Source organism: Nissabacter archeti (assembly GCF_018257325.1).
Taxonomy (GTDB): domain Bacteria; phylum Pseudomonadota; class Gammaproteobacteria; order Enterobacterales; family Enterobacteriaceae; genus Chimaeribacter; species Chimaeribacter arupi.
The window spans coordinates 64,109-76,769 of record NZ_JAERKB010000004.1; the positions used below are offsets into that span (position 1 = coordinate 64,109).

At 55.7% G+C, this 12,661-nt stretch carries 12 protein-coding genes; 7 read left to right on the forward strand and 5 right to left on the reverse strand.

Going from position 1 to position 12,661, the window contains the following annotated elements; genetic code table 11:
• Positions 1 to 9: 9 nt before the first annotated feature.
• The 3 genes from JK232_RS06390 to JK232_RS06400 are packed head-to-tail and all read right to left on the reverse strand — an operon-like array spanning position 10 to position 3,469.
• On the reverse strand, positions 10 to 2,250 hold the full coding sequence (locus JK232_RS06390) for a TonB-dependent receptor family protein (RefSeq protein WP_212588950.1): 2,241 nt from the start codon (positions 2,248 to 2,250) through the stop codon (positions 10 to 12).
• Positions 2,251 to 2,286: 36 nt separating this feature from the next.
• A complete protein-coding gene (locus tag JK232_RS06395; RefSeq protein ID WP_072928288.1) occupies positions 2,287 to 3,060 on the reverse strand; it encodes an energy transducer TonB family protein in 774 nt (257 codons plus the stop codon).
• Between the two features lies 1 nt (position 3,061).
• Entirely contained in the window at positions 3,062 to 3,469 is a 408-nt protein-coding gene (locus JK232_RS06400) for an ExbD/TolR family protein (protein ID WP_072928287.1), read from the reverse strand.
• A gap of 707 nt (positions 3,470 to 4,176) precedes the next feature.
• Between JK232_RS06400 and JK232_RS06405 the strand changes: the two genes are divergently transcribed.
• From JK232_RS06405 to JK232_RS06420, 4 genes are all read left to right on the forward strand, one after another.
• Positions 4,177 to 6,612 (forward strand): glucose/quinate/shikimate family membrane-bound PQQ-dependent dehydrogenase, encoded by a 2,436-nt coding sequence (locus JK232_RS06405; protein ID WP_101854638.1) that lies wholly within the window; start codon positions 4,177 to 4,179, stop codon positions 6,610 to 6,612.
• A 195-nt stretch (positions 6,613 to 6,807) separates the two neighbouring features.
• Positions 6,808 to 7,266 carry an STM2901 family protein gene (locus JK232_RS06410; protein ID WP_212588951.1) on the forward strand — a complete coding sequence of 153 codons (459 nt, stop codon included), beginning with the start codon at positions 6,808 to 6,810 and terminating at the stop codon, positions 7,264 to 7,266.
• Positions 7,260 to 7,598 (forward strand): DUF1493 family protein, encoded by a 339-nt coding sequence (locus JK232_RS06415; RefSeq protein ID WP_212588952.1) that lies wholly within the window; start codon positions 7,260 to 7,262, stop codon positions 7,596 to 7,598. The genes JK232_RS06410 and JK232_RS06415 overlap by 7 nt, the downstream gene beginning before the upstream one ends.
• Before the next feature lie 21 nt (positions 7,599 to 7,619).
• On the forward strand, positions 7,620 to 8,105 hold the full coding sequence (locus tag JK232_RS06420) for an Hcp family type VI secretion system effector (RefSeq protein ID WP_101854635.1): 486 nt from the start codon (positions 7,620 to 7,622) through the stop codon (positions 8,103 to 8,105).
• Positions 8,106 to 8,683: 578 nt separating this feature from the next.
• Here JK232_RS06420 and JK232_RS06425 read toward each other — a convergent pair.
• On the reverse strand, positions 8,684 to 9,868 hold the full coding sequence (locus tag JK232_RS06425) for an MFS transporter (RefSeq protein ID WP_212588953.1): 1,185 nt from the start codon (positions 9,866 to 9,868) through the stop codon (positions 8,684 to 8,686).
• Between the two features lie 159 nt (positions 9,869 to 10,027).
• Positions 10,028 to 10,957 (reverse strand): LysR family transcriptional regulator, encoded by a 930-nt coding sequence (locus tag JK232_RS06430; protein WP_212588954.1) that lies wholly within the window; start codon positions 10,955 to 10,957, stop codon positions 10,028 to 10,030.
• Between the two features lie 127 nt (positions 10,958 to 11,084).
• On the opposite strand from JK232_RS06430, the gene JK232_RS06435 reads away from it, so the two are divergent.
• From JK232_RS06435 to JK232_RS06445, 3 genes are all read left to right on the forward strand, one after another.
• Entirely contained in the window at positions 11,085 to 11,261 is a 177-nt protein-coding gene (locus JK232_RS06435; RefSeq protein ID WP_165698487.1) for a hypothetical protein, read from the forward strand.
• An 18-nt stretch (positions 11,262 to 11,279) separates the two neighbouring features.
• Complete coding sequence (locus JK232_RS06440) at positions 11,280 to 11,804, forward strand: VOC family protein (protein WP_212588955.1); 525 nt, start codon at positions 11,280 to 11,282, stop codon at positions 11,802 to 11,804.
• 337 nt (positions 11,805 to 12,141) lie between these two features.
• Positions 12,142 to 12,573 carry a MarR family winged helix-turn-helix transcriptional regulator gene (locus tag JK232_RS06445; RefSeq protein ID WP_246538378.1) on the forward strand — a complete coding sequence of 144 codons (432 nt, stop codon included), beginning with the start codon at positions 12,142 to 12,144 and terminating at the stop codon, positions 12,571 to 12,573.
• Positions 12,574 to 12,661: the final 88 nt, after the last annotated feature.

The following is a 12,661-nucleotide window of genomic DNA, read 5'->3' on the forward strand; positions in this document are numbered from 1 at the left end:
GGCTCTTAATCAGAAGGTGGCTTCCAGCGAGACGCTGAAGGTGCGCTCCTCGCCAACGTTGTAATACGGTGTGGCGGCACTCACACCATTATAGGCAGCGGCGTTAAACACCGTGGTCCGCGCCGAGGTCAGGTACTCTTTGTCAAACAGGTTGTTGATGCCGAAGCGCAGCACGGCGCTTTTCACCATCACTTTATCCACCGGCAGGTAGACGCCCGCCGCTAAATCAAACACCGTGCGGCCGCCGATCTCCTCATCATTGGTCATGTCGCCATAGAAGGAGCCGACATACTTGCCGCTGACGCTGCCGTAGTAGCGGCTGTCGTCATAGCCCAGCGTCATGTTGAACAGGTTTTTCGGCGCGTTCGGGATCTGCTTGCCGCTGGTCGGCAACAGGCCGCCGCGGTTGGTCACGTCATCCTGTTGTTCAGAATTGGTGTAGGTATAAGAGGTGTAGTAGTTGAAGTGGTGCGGTAACTGGCCGCTCCACTCCAGCTCCAGCCCGCTGTTCTCCACTTTGCCGACGTTCAGGAACTCATAGTCGCCATCCGGGTTGGTGGTGGAAATCTGGCGGTCGGTATAGCGCAGGTAGAACAGGGTGGCGGCCACCAGCATATCCTCACGCTGGAAACGCCAGCCCAGCTCATGGTTCCAGCTCAGCTCCGGCTTGGTGTTCACCGAGTCGCCGACGTTATACAGCACGTAGTTCGGCGGGGTACGCATGTTGCGCGACAGGTTATAGAACACCTGGTTTTCCGGGTTCACGCGGTAGCTGGCGCTGAAGTTCGGCAGGAACTCATGGTAGCTGGTGCTGCGGTTCTCCGGCGCGCTGTTCAGGCTGCCGCGGTTTTTGCCCTCGCGTGAAACGTGCTGGTACGCCAGCCCGCCGATCAGCGTCCAGTCCGGCGTGACGTACCAGGTGTCCTGCACCCAGACTTTTTGCGCCGGGGTCACGGTGTACTGGTCACGCCCCTGCACCACATTGCCGTCGGCATCCCTGACCTGCCCGCTGCCGCCGGACTCGCCCCAGACGTCCGCCGGGTTGCCGTCGCCTTTGATGGCGATGAACGGCTGGGTCTGCGACTGGCGCGTGCGCTCATACCAGTAGCCGACATCCATGCTGTGCTGCTCGTTGATGTCCCACTTCAGTTTGGTGGTCACACCCGGCCGCCACGTCTCCGTCCACGACGGGCGGTAATAGGTGTCGGAACTCAGGTTGCTGAGGTCATACTGCCCGAAGCGATCTGAGGTGGAAGAGAGTGAGTTGGCCGACTGCCCGGTAAAGCTGCCGCCATTACCCCAGTAATAGTAAGGCTGCACGGTGAGCGTCAGGTCATCACGCAGTTGCAGTTTCTGGGTAAAGCTCAGGTTCAGCGTCTCAAACGGGTTGCGGTTGAGTTTGTAGTAGCTGGTGAGCTGGCCGCGGCTATTGTACTGCGGGGTGGTCGGGTAATCCTGGTCACGCCCGCCCTGCTCAAACTGCGCCTTGCTCAGGGTGTTGTAGTTGTTATTTTCCTGCCGGTTATATTTCACGATCAGGTTGCTGCTGTTGCCGTTCTCCGCCTCAAAAAGCGAGCTCATCTCGAATTTGTTGGAGTAGAGCCGCCCCTCGCCGCGCCACTTTTTCGCCTCGGTGTGGGAGTAGGAGATCCAGTTGCTGAAGCCGTTGACCTCGCCGGTCTCGAGCCGCGCAAAGGTTTTGCTGAGGTTATTGCTGCCGAGGATCTGCTTGACGAAACCGCCGAACTCTTTCGACGGGCGGTGCGTCACCATGCCGATGTTGCCGCCGCTGGAGCCGATGTGCGGGCCGTCCGCCTCGGACGAGCCTTGGGTGACAAAGATCTGCTCGATGTTCTCCTCGTCGCCTACCTGGTTGGCGTACACCTCGTAGTTGCCGGAGTCGTTCATCGGGATGCCGTCGATGGACATGCCGATCTGATCGGATTTCAGCCCGCGCATGGTGTAGTCAAAGCCGCTCAGCCCGGTGGAGTCGGTGCTGTTGACGTTCAGGCCGGGGGTGAATTTCAGTTTGTCGATGGCGTTGCCCGCGCCGGGCTGTTTATCCATCGCCTCTTTGGTGACGGTGGATCGCGCTTTCGGCGTCTCCTCCTGCACCATCATGCCGCCGCCCAATGACTGGCCTTCGACCGTGATGTTCCCCACATCGGTGCTTTCTGCCGCGTGTGTTGCATAAGGCAACAGCGCGGAAATCACCGCCAGACAGATCCCAGAGCGTTTAAAGGTTTTCATAGCGTGTTCCTGTGCATCGTTATGGTGTTCCGGGCGTCAGGGTGCCCGGTAAGTAAAGGTGGCGGTAAAGCGGCGGCTGCTCTGCCCGGCGAACGCCTCGGGCGGGAACGGCTTCACCTGGCTTATCCCTTGCAAACTGCTCAGCGCGGCGCGGTTCAGTAACATGCTGCGGGCTTTGGTGCTGATGCCGGAGGCCAGCACGCGGCCACTGCGATCAACCTCCAGCCAGACCTCCACGTTGCCTTCCGGGCGCTCCAGTGACGCCTGTCGCCCGGTCGGGTAACGCTTGCGCGCATCCAGATCGCGGCGCAGTGCCTGTTGCCAGGCGCCTTCCAGCGCCGGTGCATTAGTCGCCGGTCTGGCTGTCGCCGGCGCGGACGCAGCGGGTTTTGCCGGGGCGGCGGGTGCGGTGACGGCTTTCGGTGCCACAAAGGCACGCGGTTTCTCGGCCGGTTTGGTTTTTACCGGCTTCGGCTCCGGGCGCTTTTCTTTTGGTTTTGGCACCGGCTTGGGTTTCGGCGGTGGCGGCACCACCGGAGCCGGTGTTTCGATAACTGGCACCGGCGGCGGCAAGGGTTCCGGTAACGGCAGCGGCTCAGGTTCGGGTTGCGGCTCGGGCTGCGGTTCGGGTTCCGGCTGGGGTTCGGGTTCCGGCGCGGGCGGCTCCACCAGCGCCAGCTCCATCGTGGATTCATCGTATCGGGGCTGGATCTTCAGCGGCGGCTGCTGGCTGACCACCAGCGCCCAGCCCGCCACTGCCAGTACCGGCAGCCAGCTGATCAGGTGTCGTGAACGGTAGAGGAGATACATGTCACAGCTTCCGCGTCGCGAGGGAGACAGCGGTAAAGCCGCCTTTGCGCAGGTTGTCCATCACCGCCACCAGCCGCTCCACCGCCACGCCTTTGTCGCTGTTGAGGATGATGGTGGTGGTCTGGCCGGCGGGTTGCTGCTGTTTCAGCGTGGTGACCAGTGCGTCCAGCGCGACCGGCTGGCCATCAAGCTGGAGCTGATCGTTATTGCCGAGCGTGACAATGGCGCGTTTTTGCGGCTTCAGTTGCTGTGCGGTGGCGGCCCCCGGTAACTGGGTTTTTAACCCCTGTGACGGAATGACATTCAGGCTAATCAGCACAAAGAACACCAGCAGAAACATCATGACGTCGATCATCGGGATTAACTCGATGTGCGCCTTATTCTTTTTCGGTTCGTTCCAGTTACGCATAGCGCTCCCTCGTTAAGAAAGCAGCCAATATAGTCAGCGCATGTTTAATTTTTGTTACGTTTTGAAGATGTTTTACTCACACTCTTATCGATTCACACACAATAATTACATGCTGAAATTATTGCTGAATCACATTTCACGCAGAAACCGCAAAAACCGGATTGACGCCAGACAGAGGTCTATTGCGTATCATTCGGAACGTTATCCTGTTGTTTTGCTGAGAAATGCGTCAGTGCAGTTATTAATTAATTGTTAATATTAATAAAAAGAAAAATGGCAGACGTGTGAGGATGAAAAAGCCGCGTTCTCGTGATTAAATTCGCTGTAAGCCCTGCAAGAACGGGATAGAACCGGATCTCATTGCACGATAAAAAATGAAAACCCAGACTTCATTGTGACAGGCGGCTTATCATATTCCCGCCTTTTTGTAGCAAAAATGCTATTAGCTAGTAGTCTCATTGTTATGGGTTATTCACTCCCTATGTACCAGATGGTACACTACGCGCGCTTTATGGTTCACAGGCTATTTATTAACCCTATGGCGAACTGTAATGGGTCTGTTACGGAGTCAGTTCCGTTTTTCTATCCAGAAATAGCCCGATTGATAAAGAGTGTTTTTGCCCGGCCTGCCTGCCGTTATGCCAACGCGGGTTTCCCTGAGCACCCCCTCTTGTCACTGGCACACTATTTCTCCAGGAGTTTGTGTTATGGCTGAAACAAACGCCCGCGCCTCCCGCGCGCTGGGCATATGGTCTGTACTGTTTGGGCTGGTGCTGCTTGCCATCGGCCTGTTCTTCGCAATTGGGGGAGGCCAACTGGTTTCACTCGGCGGGAGCTGGTACTTCCTGATTGCGGGTATTGTGGTGGTGCTGTCTGCCATCCAGTTCTTCCGCCGTAAATCGTCGGCGGTGGCGCTGTTGCTGCTGTTCTTTATCGGCACAGTGATTTGGGCCGTGAGCGAAGTCGGGATCGACTTCTGGCCGCTGGTTTCCCGCCTGATGGTGCCGGCTGGGGTCATGCTGGTGGCCTTCGCCACCTGGCCTGCCCTGCGTAAGCGGGAAGGCAAAGCGCCGCTGGCCGGGGCCTCCTATGGCCTGGCCGTGGTGCTGGCCGTCGGCATGGTGGCGACGCTGGTGCAAATGTTCCAGCCGCACCCGACTGTTGCGTTTGAAGGTAAACCGCTTCCATTGGTGCCGGTTGATAAGGCGCACGCGCAGAAAGACTGGGCAAACTACGGCAATACGCCGGAAGGCAGCCGCTTCGTGGCGCTTGACCAGATCACCCGTGACAACGTGAAAGATCTGAAAGTCGCCTGGACGTTCCGCACCGGCGACATCCCTGACAGCCCGACCGGTAACGGCGCGGAAGATCAGCAGACCCCGCTGCAGGTGGGTGACCGCATCTTCCTGTGTACGCCGCATAACAACGTGATTGCCGTGAATGCCGACAACGGCAAAGAGATCTGGCGTCACGAAGTGAACGCGCAGGCGGAAGTCTGGAACCGCTGCCGCGGCCTGGCCTACTTTGACGCCACCAAACCGCTGACCCAGCCGTCCGCGCCGGGTTCAACCCCGGTACCGGCCCCGGCGCTGGCCGCCGGTGACACCTGCCAGCGTCGCCTGATCATGAACACCATCGACGCGCGCCTGATTGAGATCAACGCTGACAACGGCCAGCTCTGCCAGAACTTCGGCACCAACGGCGTGGTTGACCTGAAAGCGGGCCTTGGCGACGCGCAGGATCCGAAATACCAGCTGACCTCTGCCCCGACCCTGGCCGGGACAACCGTGGTGGTAGGCGGCCGTATCGCGGATAACGTGCAGACCGACATGCCGGGCGGCGTATTGCGTGGCTTTGACGTGATCACCGGTGAAATGCGCTGGGCGTTTGACCCAGGCAACCAGGACCCGAACATGAAGCTGCAACCGGGCCAGACTTACGCCCGCAGCACCCCGAACTCCTGGGCGCCGATGTCTTACGATCCGGCGATGAATACCGTATTTATCCCGATGGGCAGCTCCTCGGTTGACCTGTGGGGCGGCAACCGCACCCCGCTGGACCACAAATACGCGACCTCAATCCTGGCGCTGGACGCCACCACCGGTAAAGAGAAGTGGGTTTACCAGACCGTGCACAACGATCTGTGGGACTTTGACGTACCGATGCAGCCGAGCCTGATCAACTTCCCGGAAAAAGACGGCAGCAGCAAACCGGCCGTGGTGTTCGGCACCAAAGCGGGCCAGATCTTTGTGCTGGACCGTATGACCGGCCAGCCGCTGACCAAAGTGGAAGAGAAGCCGGTTAAGAAAAGCAACATCAAAGACGAGCAGTATTCCGATACCCAGCCGTTCTCCACCGGGATGCCGCAGATTGGCGCGGAAACCCTGAAAGAGTCCGACATGTGGGGCGCGACGCCGTTTGACCAGCTCGCCTGCCGCATTGGTTTCAAATCGATGCGTTATGACGGCCTGTTCACCGTGCCGGGCACGGACAAAGCGCTCAGCTTCCCAGGTTCCCTGGGCGGCATGAACTGGGGCAGCCTCTCGACCGACCCGAACAATCACTACATCTTCGTCAATGACATGCGTCTTGGCCTGTGGGTGCAGATGATTCCGGCTGACACCAGTAAGATCGACCGCGGCAGCAACGGCGGTGAGGCGATCAATACCGGTATGGGCGCGGTGCCGCTGAAAGGCACTCCGTATGCGGTCAATAAAAACCGCTTTATGTCCCCACTGGGCATCCCGTGCCAGAAACCGCCATTTGGTACGCTGTCCGCCATTGACCTGAAAACCCAGAAAATCGTCTGGCAGGTGCCGGTCGGTACCGTGCAGGACACCGGCCCGTTCGGCGTGAAAATGCGTGTGCAGATGCCGGTCGGTATGCCGACGCTGGGCGGCACACTCGCCACCCAGGGCGGCCTGGTGTTCATCGCCGGTACGCAGGACTACTACCTGCGCGCGTTTGACTCCTCTACCGGTAAAGAGGTGTGGAAAGCACGCCTGCCGGTCGGCAGCCAGGGCGGCCCGATGAGCTATGTCTCCCCGACCACCGGCAAACAGTACATCCTGATCTCCGCCGGCGGCGCACGCCAGTCCCCGGATCGCGGTGACTACGTGATTGCCTACGCGCTGGACAAGTAAGCGTTACGCTTAACCGGTTATACCGTTAATGAAAACGGCTCCTGAAAAGGGGCCGTTTTTTTATGGTTACTGCTTCTTAAACCAGGGGCCTGACGCTGGCATTGTCCCATTATGCACAGGCTGTTTTTATTGCCCAAACTCAATACACATAGTTATTATGCGGGAAAAATGCACCTCTAAAGGAGTAGCAGGTCGATGGATACGGTGGAAGAGCTTAACGGGACATACTTCTATGCGGGACACTCGAATCTTACTGCCAGTGAATTATTCTTCATGGTATTTGTGATGAATACAGCGGATCATTTCGGGATAAAAGACATTGCGGCAGTAGCTGCTCTCTACAGTGGTGTTAATAACCAAAGTACGCGAGCTAAACCAATAGACGCCATCCCCGGCACATCCCGAGTTTCTAAAACTGTCAGGGGGGTACTTAAAAATACAATGTTTCCCTTTGGTATCAAAATGCCAACATGGGTCGGTGGTTACACCCCGTGGACGGTTAAACTAAAGATGGTGCGTAAAGTAAGCACGTTTATTGGCCGAACTATTCCCCTCATTGGCGAAGTTATTCTTGTTGCTGATGTATCACAGATCACCTACCGCTCTGTACATGACTACAACGCCATAGCACGGGATACGGATAAGTTATGGTAGAGGAAGTTTTTGGTGACATCGAACAACGTGTGATCGCGTTAGTCACCCGTTATAGCGGCGTATACATGTTCAGGAAAAAGAAGTACGACACCTATACAGCCGAATCCAATATTCACTTTGATGTACAGCTTGATGTTGACGACGCCGAAGAGCTAATGGATGAGTTTTTTAAAGTATTCAATACGGAGCGAGGAAACTTCAAACTTGAACATTACTACCCTGATGTGCCGCTTTCATGGAATCCATTAAAGAAACAAATAATAGATGTCCCTGATTTCACTATCGGTATGTTGATCGAATCAGCAAAAGCGGGGCGCTGGTTATACGACTAAACACAAGCAAGGAGCATTTAAATGGCTATACCTGTTCACTTATTTTTGACCGATGATGGCGGCGCGCTGATCCGTGGTTCTTCCGATGTGCAAGGTCGGGAAGGAAGCATGGAGGTTCGGGCCTTGCACCACAGCTTAAGCCTCCCTACCGATCCCATGACAGGAAAGGTGACCAGCACGCGTCAGCACTCTCCGTTCCACTTTACTAAAGAGCTTGATAGCGCATCGCCATATCTCTTTAAAGCGTCGGCAACAGGGCAGACGCTGAAATCTGCTGAGTTCAGGTTCTACCATATCAACGATGCCGGACAGGAAGTGGAGTATTACCGGATCGTCCTGGAAAACGTAAAAGTCATTTTGGTCGGCCCGGTTATGTACGATACGCGGAGCTGTGAGGGTACAGGCCACATGGAAGAGGTTGCACTGAATTACGAGAAGGTCACCGTTCTGTACAAAGACGGCAATCTGTCAGCGCATGATGCATGGGATGAGCGCCCTACTGCTTAACCAGAAGCCTGCCGGGCTTTTTCAGGCTGCCGGGCAAGTGCACTGCCAATCTGCCACCCGCCCCGACCACCGGCAAACAGTACATCCTGATCTCCGCCGGCGGCGCACGCCAGCCCCCGGATCGCGGTGACTACGTGATTGCCTACGCGCTGGACAAGTAAGCGTTACGCGTAAGCTTCTGTACTGAGAATAAAAACGGCTCCCTGATGGGAGCCGTTTTTTTATCTGGCTTGTCTGTCGCATCTTTCCTGTGCGCTCATAAGCAACGGTTTCACAGCATTTGCCTGAAGAACTCTCCCGCCAGCGGGCAGGTTGGGCGCGGTTGCCGCTGCATACCGGCGCGATAGACAAGGGGCCTGACGCGCAATGAAACGAAAACTCATGCTAAGCCATTTTCCTGCCCCCTGACGCTGGCTTTGTCCCATTATGCACAGGCTGTGTTTATTGACCAAAAAGCCCGCTTTTCGCGTATAGCAGAAAGAGAAAGTCACCTTTTCTCTGCTTTATGCCAGAAGCGGTGATCATTGTGAAAAGCAGAATGCTTAGCAGCTTTGTGATTAGGCTCGGAGTTACTGCGCTTAAGCGTTGCGGGTTGGCAGTGCTTCTGCTGCATGCCCTGTTTTGTCAGTCAGTCCGGATAAAACTGCCAGAATCAGCGCTATAACAGAAAGTACAGCTCCGGCCCAGTTAGGCGACTGTAGACCAAAGCCGGCGGCTATAACCGCACCACCCAGCCATGCACCGACTGCATTGCCGAGATTGAAAAGACCTATGTTAACGGCTGCTGCCAGCGTCGGCGCACCTGCTGCCCGTGCTTTGTCCATTACCAGTTTCTGGATGGGAGATACGGTAGCAAACCCGAAAGCAGCCATCAGGAAAATACAAAGCGCCGACATAACCTGACTGTGGGCAGTAAAGTTGAAAATTACCAAAATCATGGCCTGAGCGGCCAGCGTCATGTACAGCATCGGCATCAGCGCGCGATCGGCATATTTACCCCCCAGCTGGTTGCCAACAAATAATCCCAGGCCGAACAATAGCATCAGCCATACCAGACTGCTTTCGTGATATCCGGCAAGCTCTGTCATCATGGGTGCGATATAGGTAATTGAGGTAAAAAATGCGCCCGGTCCAAAGACCGTTATGCCCATCGCCAGCAGTACGTTGCTGTTCCGGAAGGCATTAAACTCATGCGCAAAATTATGGTTTTCCGGGCGGGGCTGATGCGGGATGAGCATGCCAACGCTGACAACCGTAATGGCGCCGATTACGGCAATGGCCATAAAGGCTTCCCGCCATGAGAGATGCTGTCCAATCCACGTGCCGACGGGAACCCCGATAAGGTTCGCTACCGTCAGCCCCATAAACATGGAGGCAATCGCCCTTACGCGCTTAGACGGCGCGACCATATCTGCGGCAATAATCGAGCCGATACCAAAGAAGGCCCCGTGAGTCATGGACGTGATGATCCGGCCCAGAATGGCAACGCCCAGCGTCGGCGCAAATGCTGTTACAAGGTTACCCGCCATAAACAGCAGCATCAGGAAAACCAGCATGGCTTTACGGGGTACTTTTGAGCCCAGAATAATCAAGGCCGGCGCGCCGACAAAAACGCCCAGGGCGTAAGCCGTCGCCAGGTTTCCGGCCACGGGAATACTGACGTTGAAGTCAGCGGCAATAACGGGAAGCAGGCCGGCAATGATGAATTCAGTGGTTCCTATACCGAATGCACCCATCGCCAGCGCCCAGAGAGCAAATGGCATAACAAATATCCTGTCAGTTAACAATAATTGTGTCTGAGCTGCGCATGACACCGTTAAAAAACCAGAGCGGTAGCCATTGGCAGCACTGAGACGTGCAGAATATAAGTTTGCCGAAAGTTGATAAATAACCCTGAAATCGCCTGAGTGGTGACAAAAACTCTACTTCAGAGCGCCGAAATATCCTTCGCCGGCCTTCCTGAGCAGCTCATCGACAATAAACCTGACTTTGGGGATCAGGTGCCTGGTACGGGGCCAGACGACGTTCAGCTCGACCGGTACGGGCATATGATCGGGCATAACGGCAACAAGCCTGCCATCATCAATAAGGTCGTTCACCATCGATTCCGGAAACTGAGCAATCCCGGCTCCCGCCAGACAGGCCTGAAGCATGGCATCGCCGTCGCTTATCTGATGCGCCGAGCCAGAGATAAACTTTATCTCCCGCTCCCCGGCTGGCCGCAGACGCCAGGCAAGAGGCGCCCCCCGTCGGTAACCCATAATGCAGCAGTGTTTTTTCAGCGCATCAATATCAGAGGGCTGACCGTGCCGCTCAATATAAGCGGGAGACGCGCACAGCATGAGACGCTGTCGGCTAAGACGACGCGCAATCAGCTCATCGGTGCTCTGCAGTTCGCCCAGACGAAGTACCAGGTCGACGCCTTCCTCTACCGGGTCAATCAGCCGATCGTTAAAGGTCAGCGCCAGGCGCAGAGCCGGATAACGGGTCATCAGTTCAAGCAACACCGGCATCATCAGGTTGCGCCCGAATGAGGCCGGCATATCTATCCGGACCGTTCCGGCCGGGTTGTCCTGACGCCTGCTCAGCGTATTTTCCGCCGAGTCCAGAATCTCCAGCGCCGAAAGGCAGCTGGCCAGATAAGCCTCTCCGTCACTGGTCAGGCTCAGCTTACGGGTTGATCGGTGAAACAGCCGCGTTCCCAGCCTCTCCTCAAGTCGTGCCACGCTTTTTCCAACGGCAGATTTTGTGATGCCCAACTGCTCTGCGGCCTCAGTAAAGCTGCTCGACCTGGCCGTCGTGACAAAATTTGTAATTCCCCGCAGAGATTCGGCGGTTAACACGGTAGACATAAAGTTGACTCTCTGGCGACTCATGGTGTGTTTATTGATGTGTAATTCTATACCAGGCTTGAGTGAGTTCGTAAACAACGCGCCGACATGAGTTGGCGTATCCGTTTTAAAAACACAGGGAGCAGTCATGTCACAGGCACAACCTCTGAAATTTGTCTCACTGCTGGGCAGCCTTCGCGCGGGTTCTTTTAACGCCGTGGTGGCCCGCAATCTGGGCCTGCCGGCGCTGGAAGGCGTGGAAGTCAGCGCGCTTGCGGAAATGGCGCGCCGGAGGGCTGATTTTCAAAATCACACATATCTGTAAAACCACAGGGAGAAAACTATGTCTACCGACATTATTCGCGGTATGGACCACGTCGGCATTACCGTTTCCGATATTGATGAAGCTACCCGCTTTTTTACTGCGGCTTTTGGTGCGGAAGTTATCTATGACTCCGTCGCCCCCTCTGATGACGATGTAAAAGGCGAAGAAACAGAAAGCATTCTGAACCTGTTTCCGGGAACGAAAATCACCACGGTAAGAATGATGAAGCTCAAGCACGGTCCAGGGCTGGAGCTTTTTGAAATGAAGGGGCCGGAGCAAAGCCAGCCCGTGCGGCCCAGCGATTACGGTATCCAGCATTTTGCCGTTTACGTTGATGATATCAGTGAGGCTGTCAGCCTGTTTGAACGGGCCGGCGGGAAAATGTTTACGCCCCCTCAGCCCCTGATGTTCCCGACCGAGGTCGGAGAAAATAACTTTTTCTGCTATGGCCGCACCCCATGGGGCAGTGTCATTGAACTGATTTCTCTGCCCTCGAAGCTTCCGTATGAAGATCAGACGTCTCTGCGTCGCTGGAAGCCCTGAGTGACTCGGTTGCGTCTGCCAGGGCGCAACCTTGTTACCGTATTACAGTGCGTTACCTTGACATTGAAGCAGTTGATACCCTGGAGATATCAGAGTCGATAAAAGCCTGACGTGTAAAGGCTGCAACAGCAGCCCTGTGCCAGAGGCGGGCGTTGCAACTTTCATGTTACGTTAATTGCCGAACAGTCCTGGCTTCTTTTACCAGCTCATCCAGAATGCGTTCAAGGCTTATAAAACGCGGCACGGTGACGCTTTATTACCTACACAGCCGACGACAGTACTTGAAATTATTTTAAGCTGGTTTAATCTAGTGCACTAGAAGATATCAGGCGAATTAATGATGACACAATCCCGCAGCGTTGGTATGGAACTCTCTTTTGCTCTCTATGGAGCGGCTAACCGTATGGCCAGGATGCACAAGCCCTTCCTGGAGCCGTTAGGCCTGACGTTCCCGCAGTACCTGGTGATGCTCGAACTGCTGAACAACTCGCCCTTATCTGTGGGCACGCTGGGTGCCTGTCTCGACATGGACACGGGGACTATCACGCCTCTTGTCAAACGCCTTGAGAATGCGGGATTTGTTAGTCGTACCCGTGACCCAAACGATGAACGACGTGTGCTGGTCGATCTGACCCCTCGCGTCGAGAGCATCCGGGAAGAAATCCTGAGCATTAGTCAGAAGATCAAGAGCGCCTGTAAACTGGACGAAGCGGGACTGATCGAGCTTCGCGACACCTTGCGCGATCTCAGTAGGCCACGTCAGGATTAAAGAGACCGTACACAACCTTTTTGCGCCATTTTATCTAGTGCACTACAGTCTTGTAAGCAAGAGATGTTTGTGCGAAAGGGTGATAACC

Excerpts from the sequence above, each read along its gene's own strand:
- JK232_RS06390 (WP_212588950.1), bottom strand. The coding sequence starts at position 2,250 with ATGAAAACCTTTAAACGCTCTGGGATCTGTCTGGCGGTGATTTCCGCG.
- JK232_RS06395 (WP_072928288.1), bottom strand. The coding sequence starts at position 3,060 with ATGTATCTCCTCTACCGTTCACGACACCTGATCAGCTGGCTGCCGGTA.
- JK232_RS06400 (WP_072928287.1), bottom strand. The coding sequence starts at position 3,469 with ATGCGTAACTGGAACGAACCGAAAAAGAATAAGGCGCACATCGAGTTA.
- JK232_RS06405 (WP_101854638.1), top strand. The coding sequence starts at position 4,177 with ATGGCTGAAACAAACGCCCGCGCCTCCCGCGCGCTGGGCATATGGTCT.
- JK232_RS06410 (WP_212588951.1), top strand. The coding sequence starts at position 6,808 with ATGGATACGGTGGAAGAGCTTAACGGGACATACTTCTATGCGGGACAC.
- JK232_RS06415 (WP_212588952.1), top strand. The coding sequence starts at position 7,260 with ATGGTAGAGGAAGTTTTTGGTGACATCGAACAACGTGTGATCGCGTTA.
- JK232_RS06420 (WP_101854635.1), top strand. The coding sequence starts at position 7,620 with ATGGCTATACCTGTTCACTTATTTTTGACCGATGATGGCGGCGCGCTG.
- JK232_RS06425 (WP_212588953.1), bottom strand. The coding sequence starts at position 9,868 with ATGCCATTTGCTCTCTGGGCGCTGGCGATGGGTGCATTCGGTATAGGA.
- JK232_RS06430 (WP_212588954.1), bottom strand. The coding sequence starts at position 10,957 with ATGTCTACCGTGTTAACCGCCGAATCTCTGCGGGGAATTACAAATTTT.
- JK232_RS06435 (WP_165698487.1), top strand. The coding sequence starts at position 11,085 with ATGTCACAGGCACAACCTCTGAAATTTGTCTCACTGCTGGGCAGCCTT.
- JK232_RS06440 (WP_212588955.1), top strand. The coding sequence starts at position 11,280 with ATGTCTACCGACATTATTCGCGGTATGGACCACGTCGGCATTACCGTT.
- JK232_RS06445 (WP_246538378.1), top strand. The coding sequence starts at position 12,142 with ATGATGACACAATCCCGCAGCGTTGGTATGGAACTCTCTTTTGCTCTC.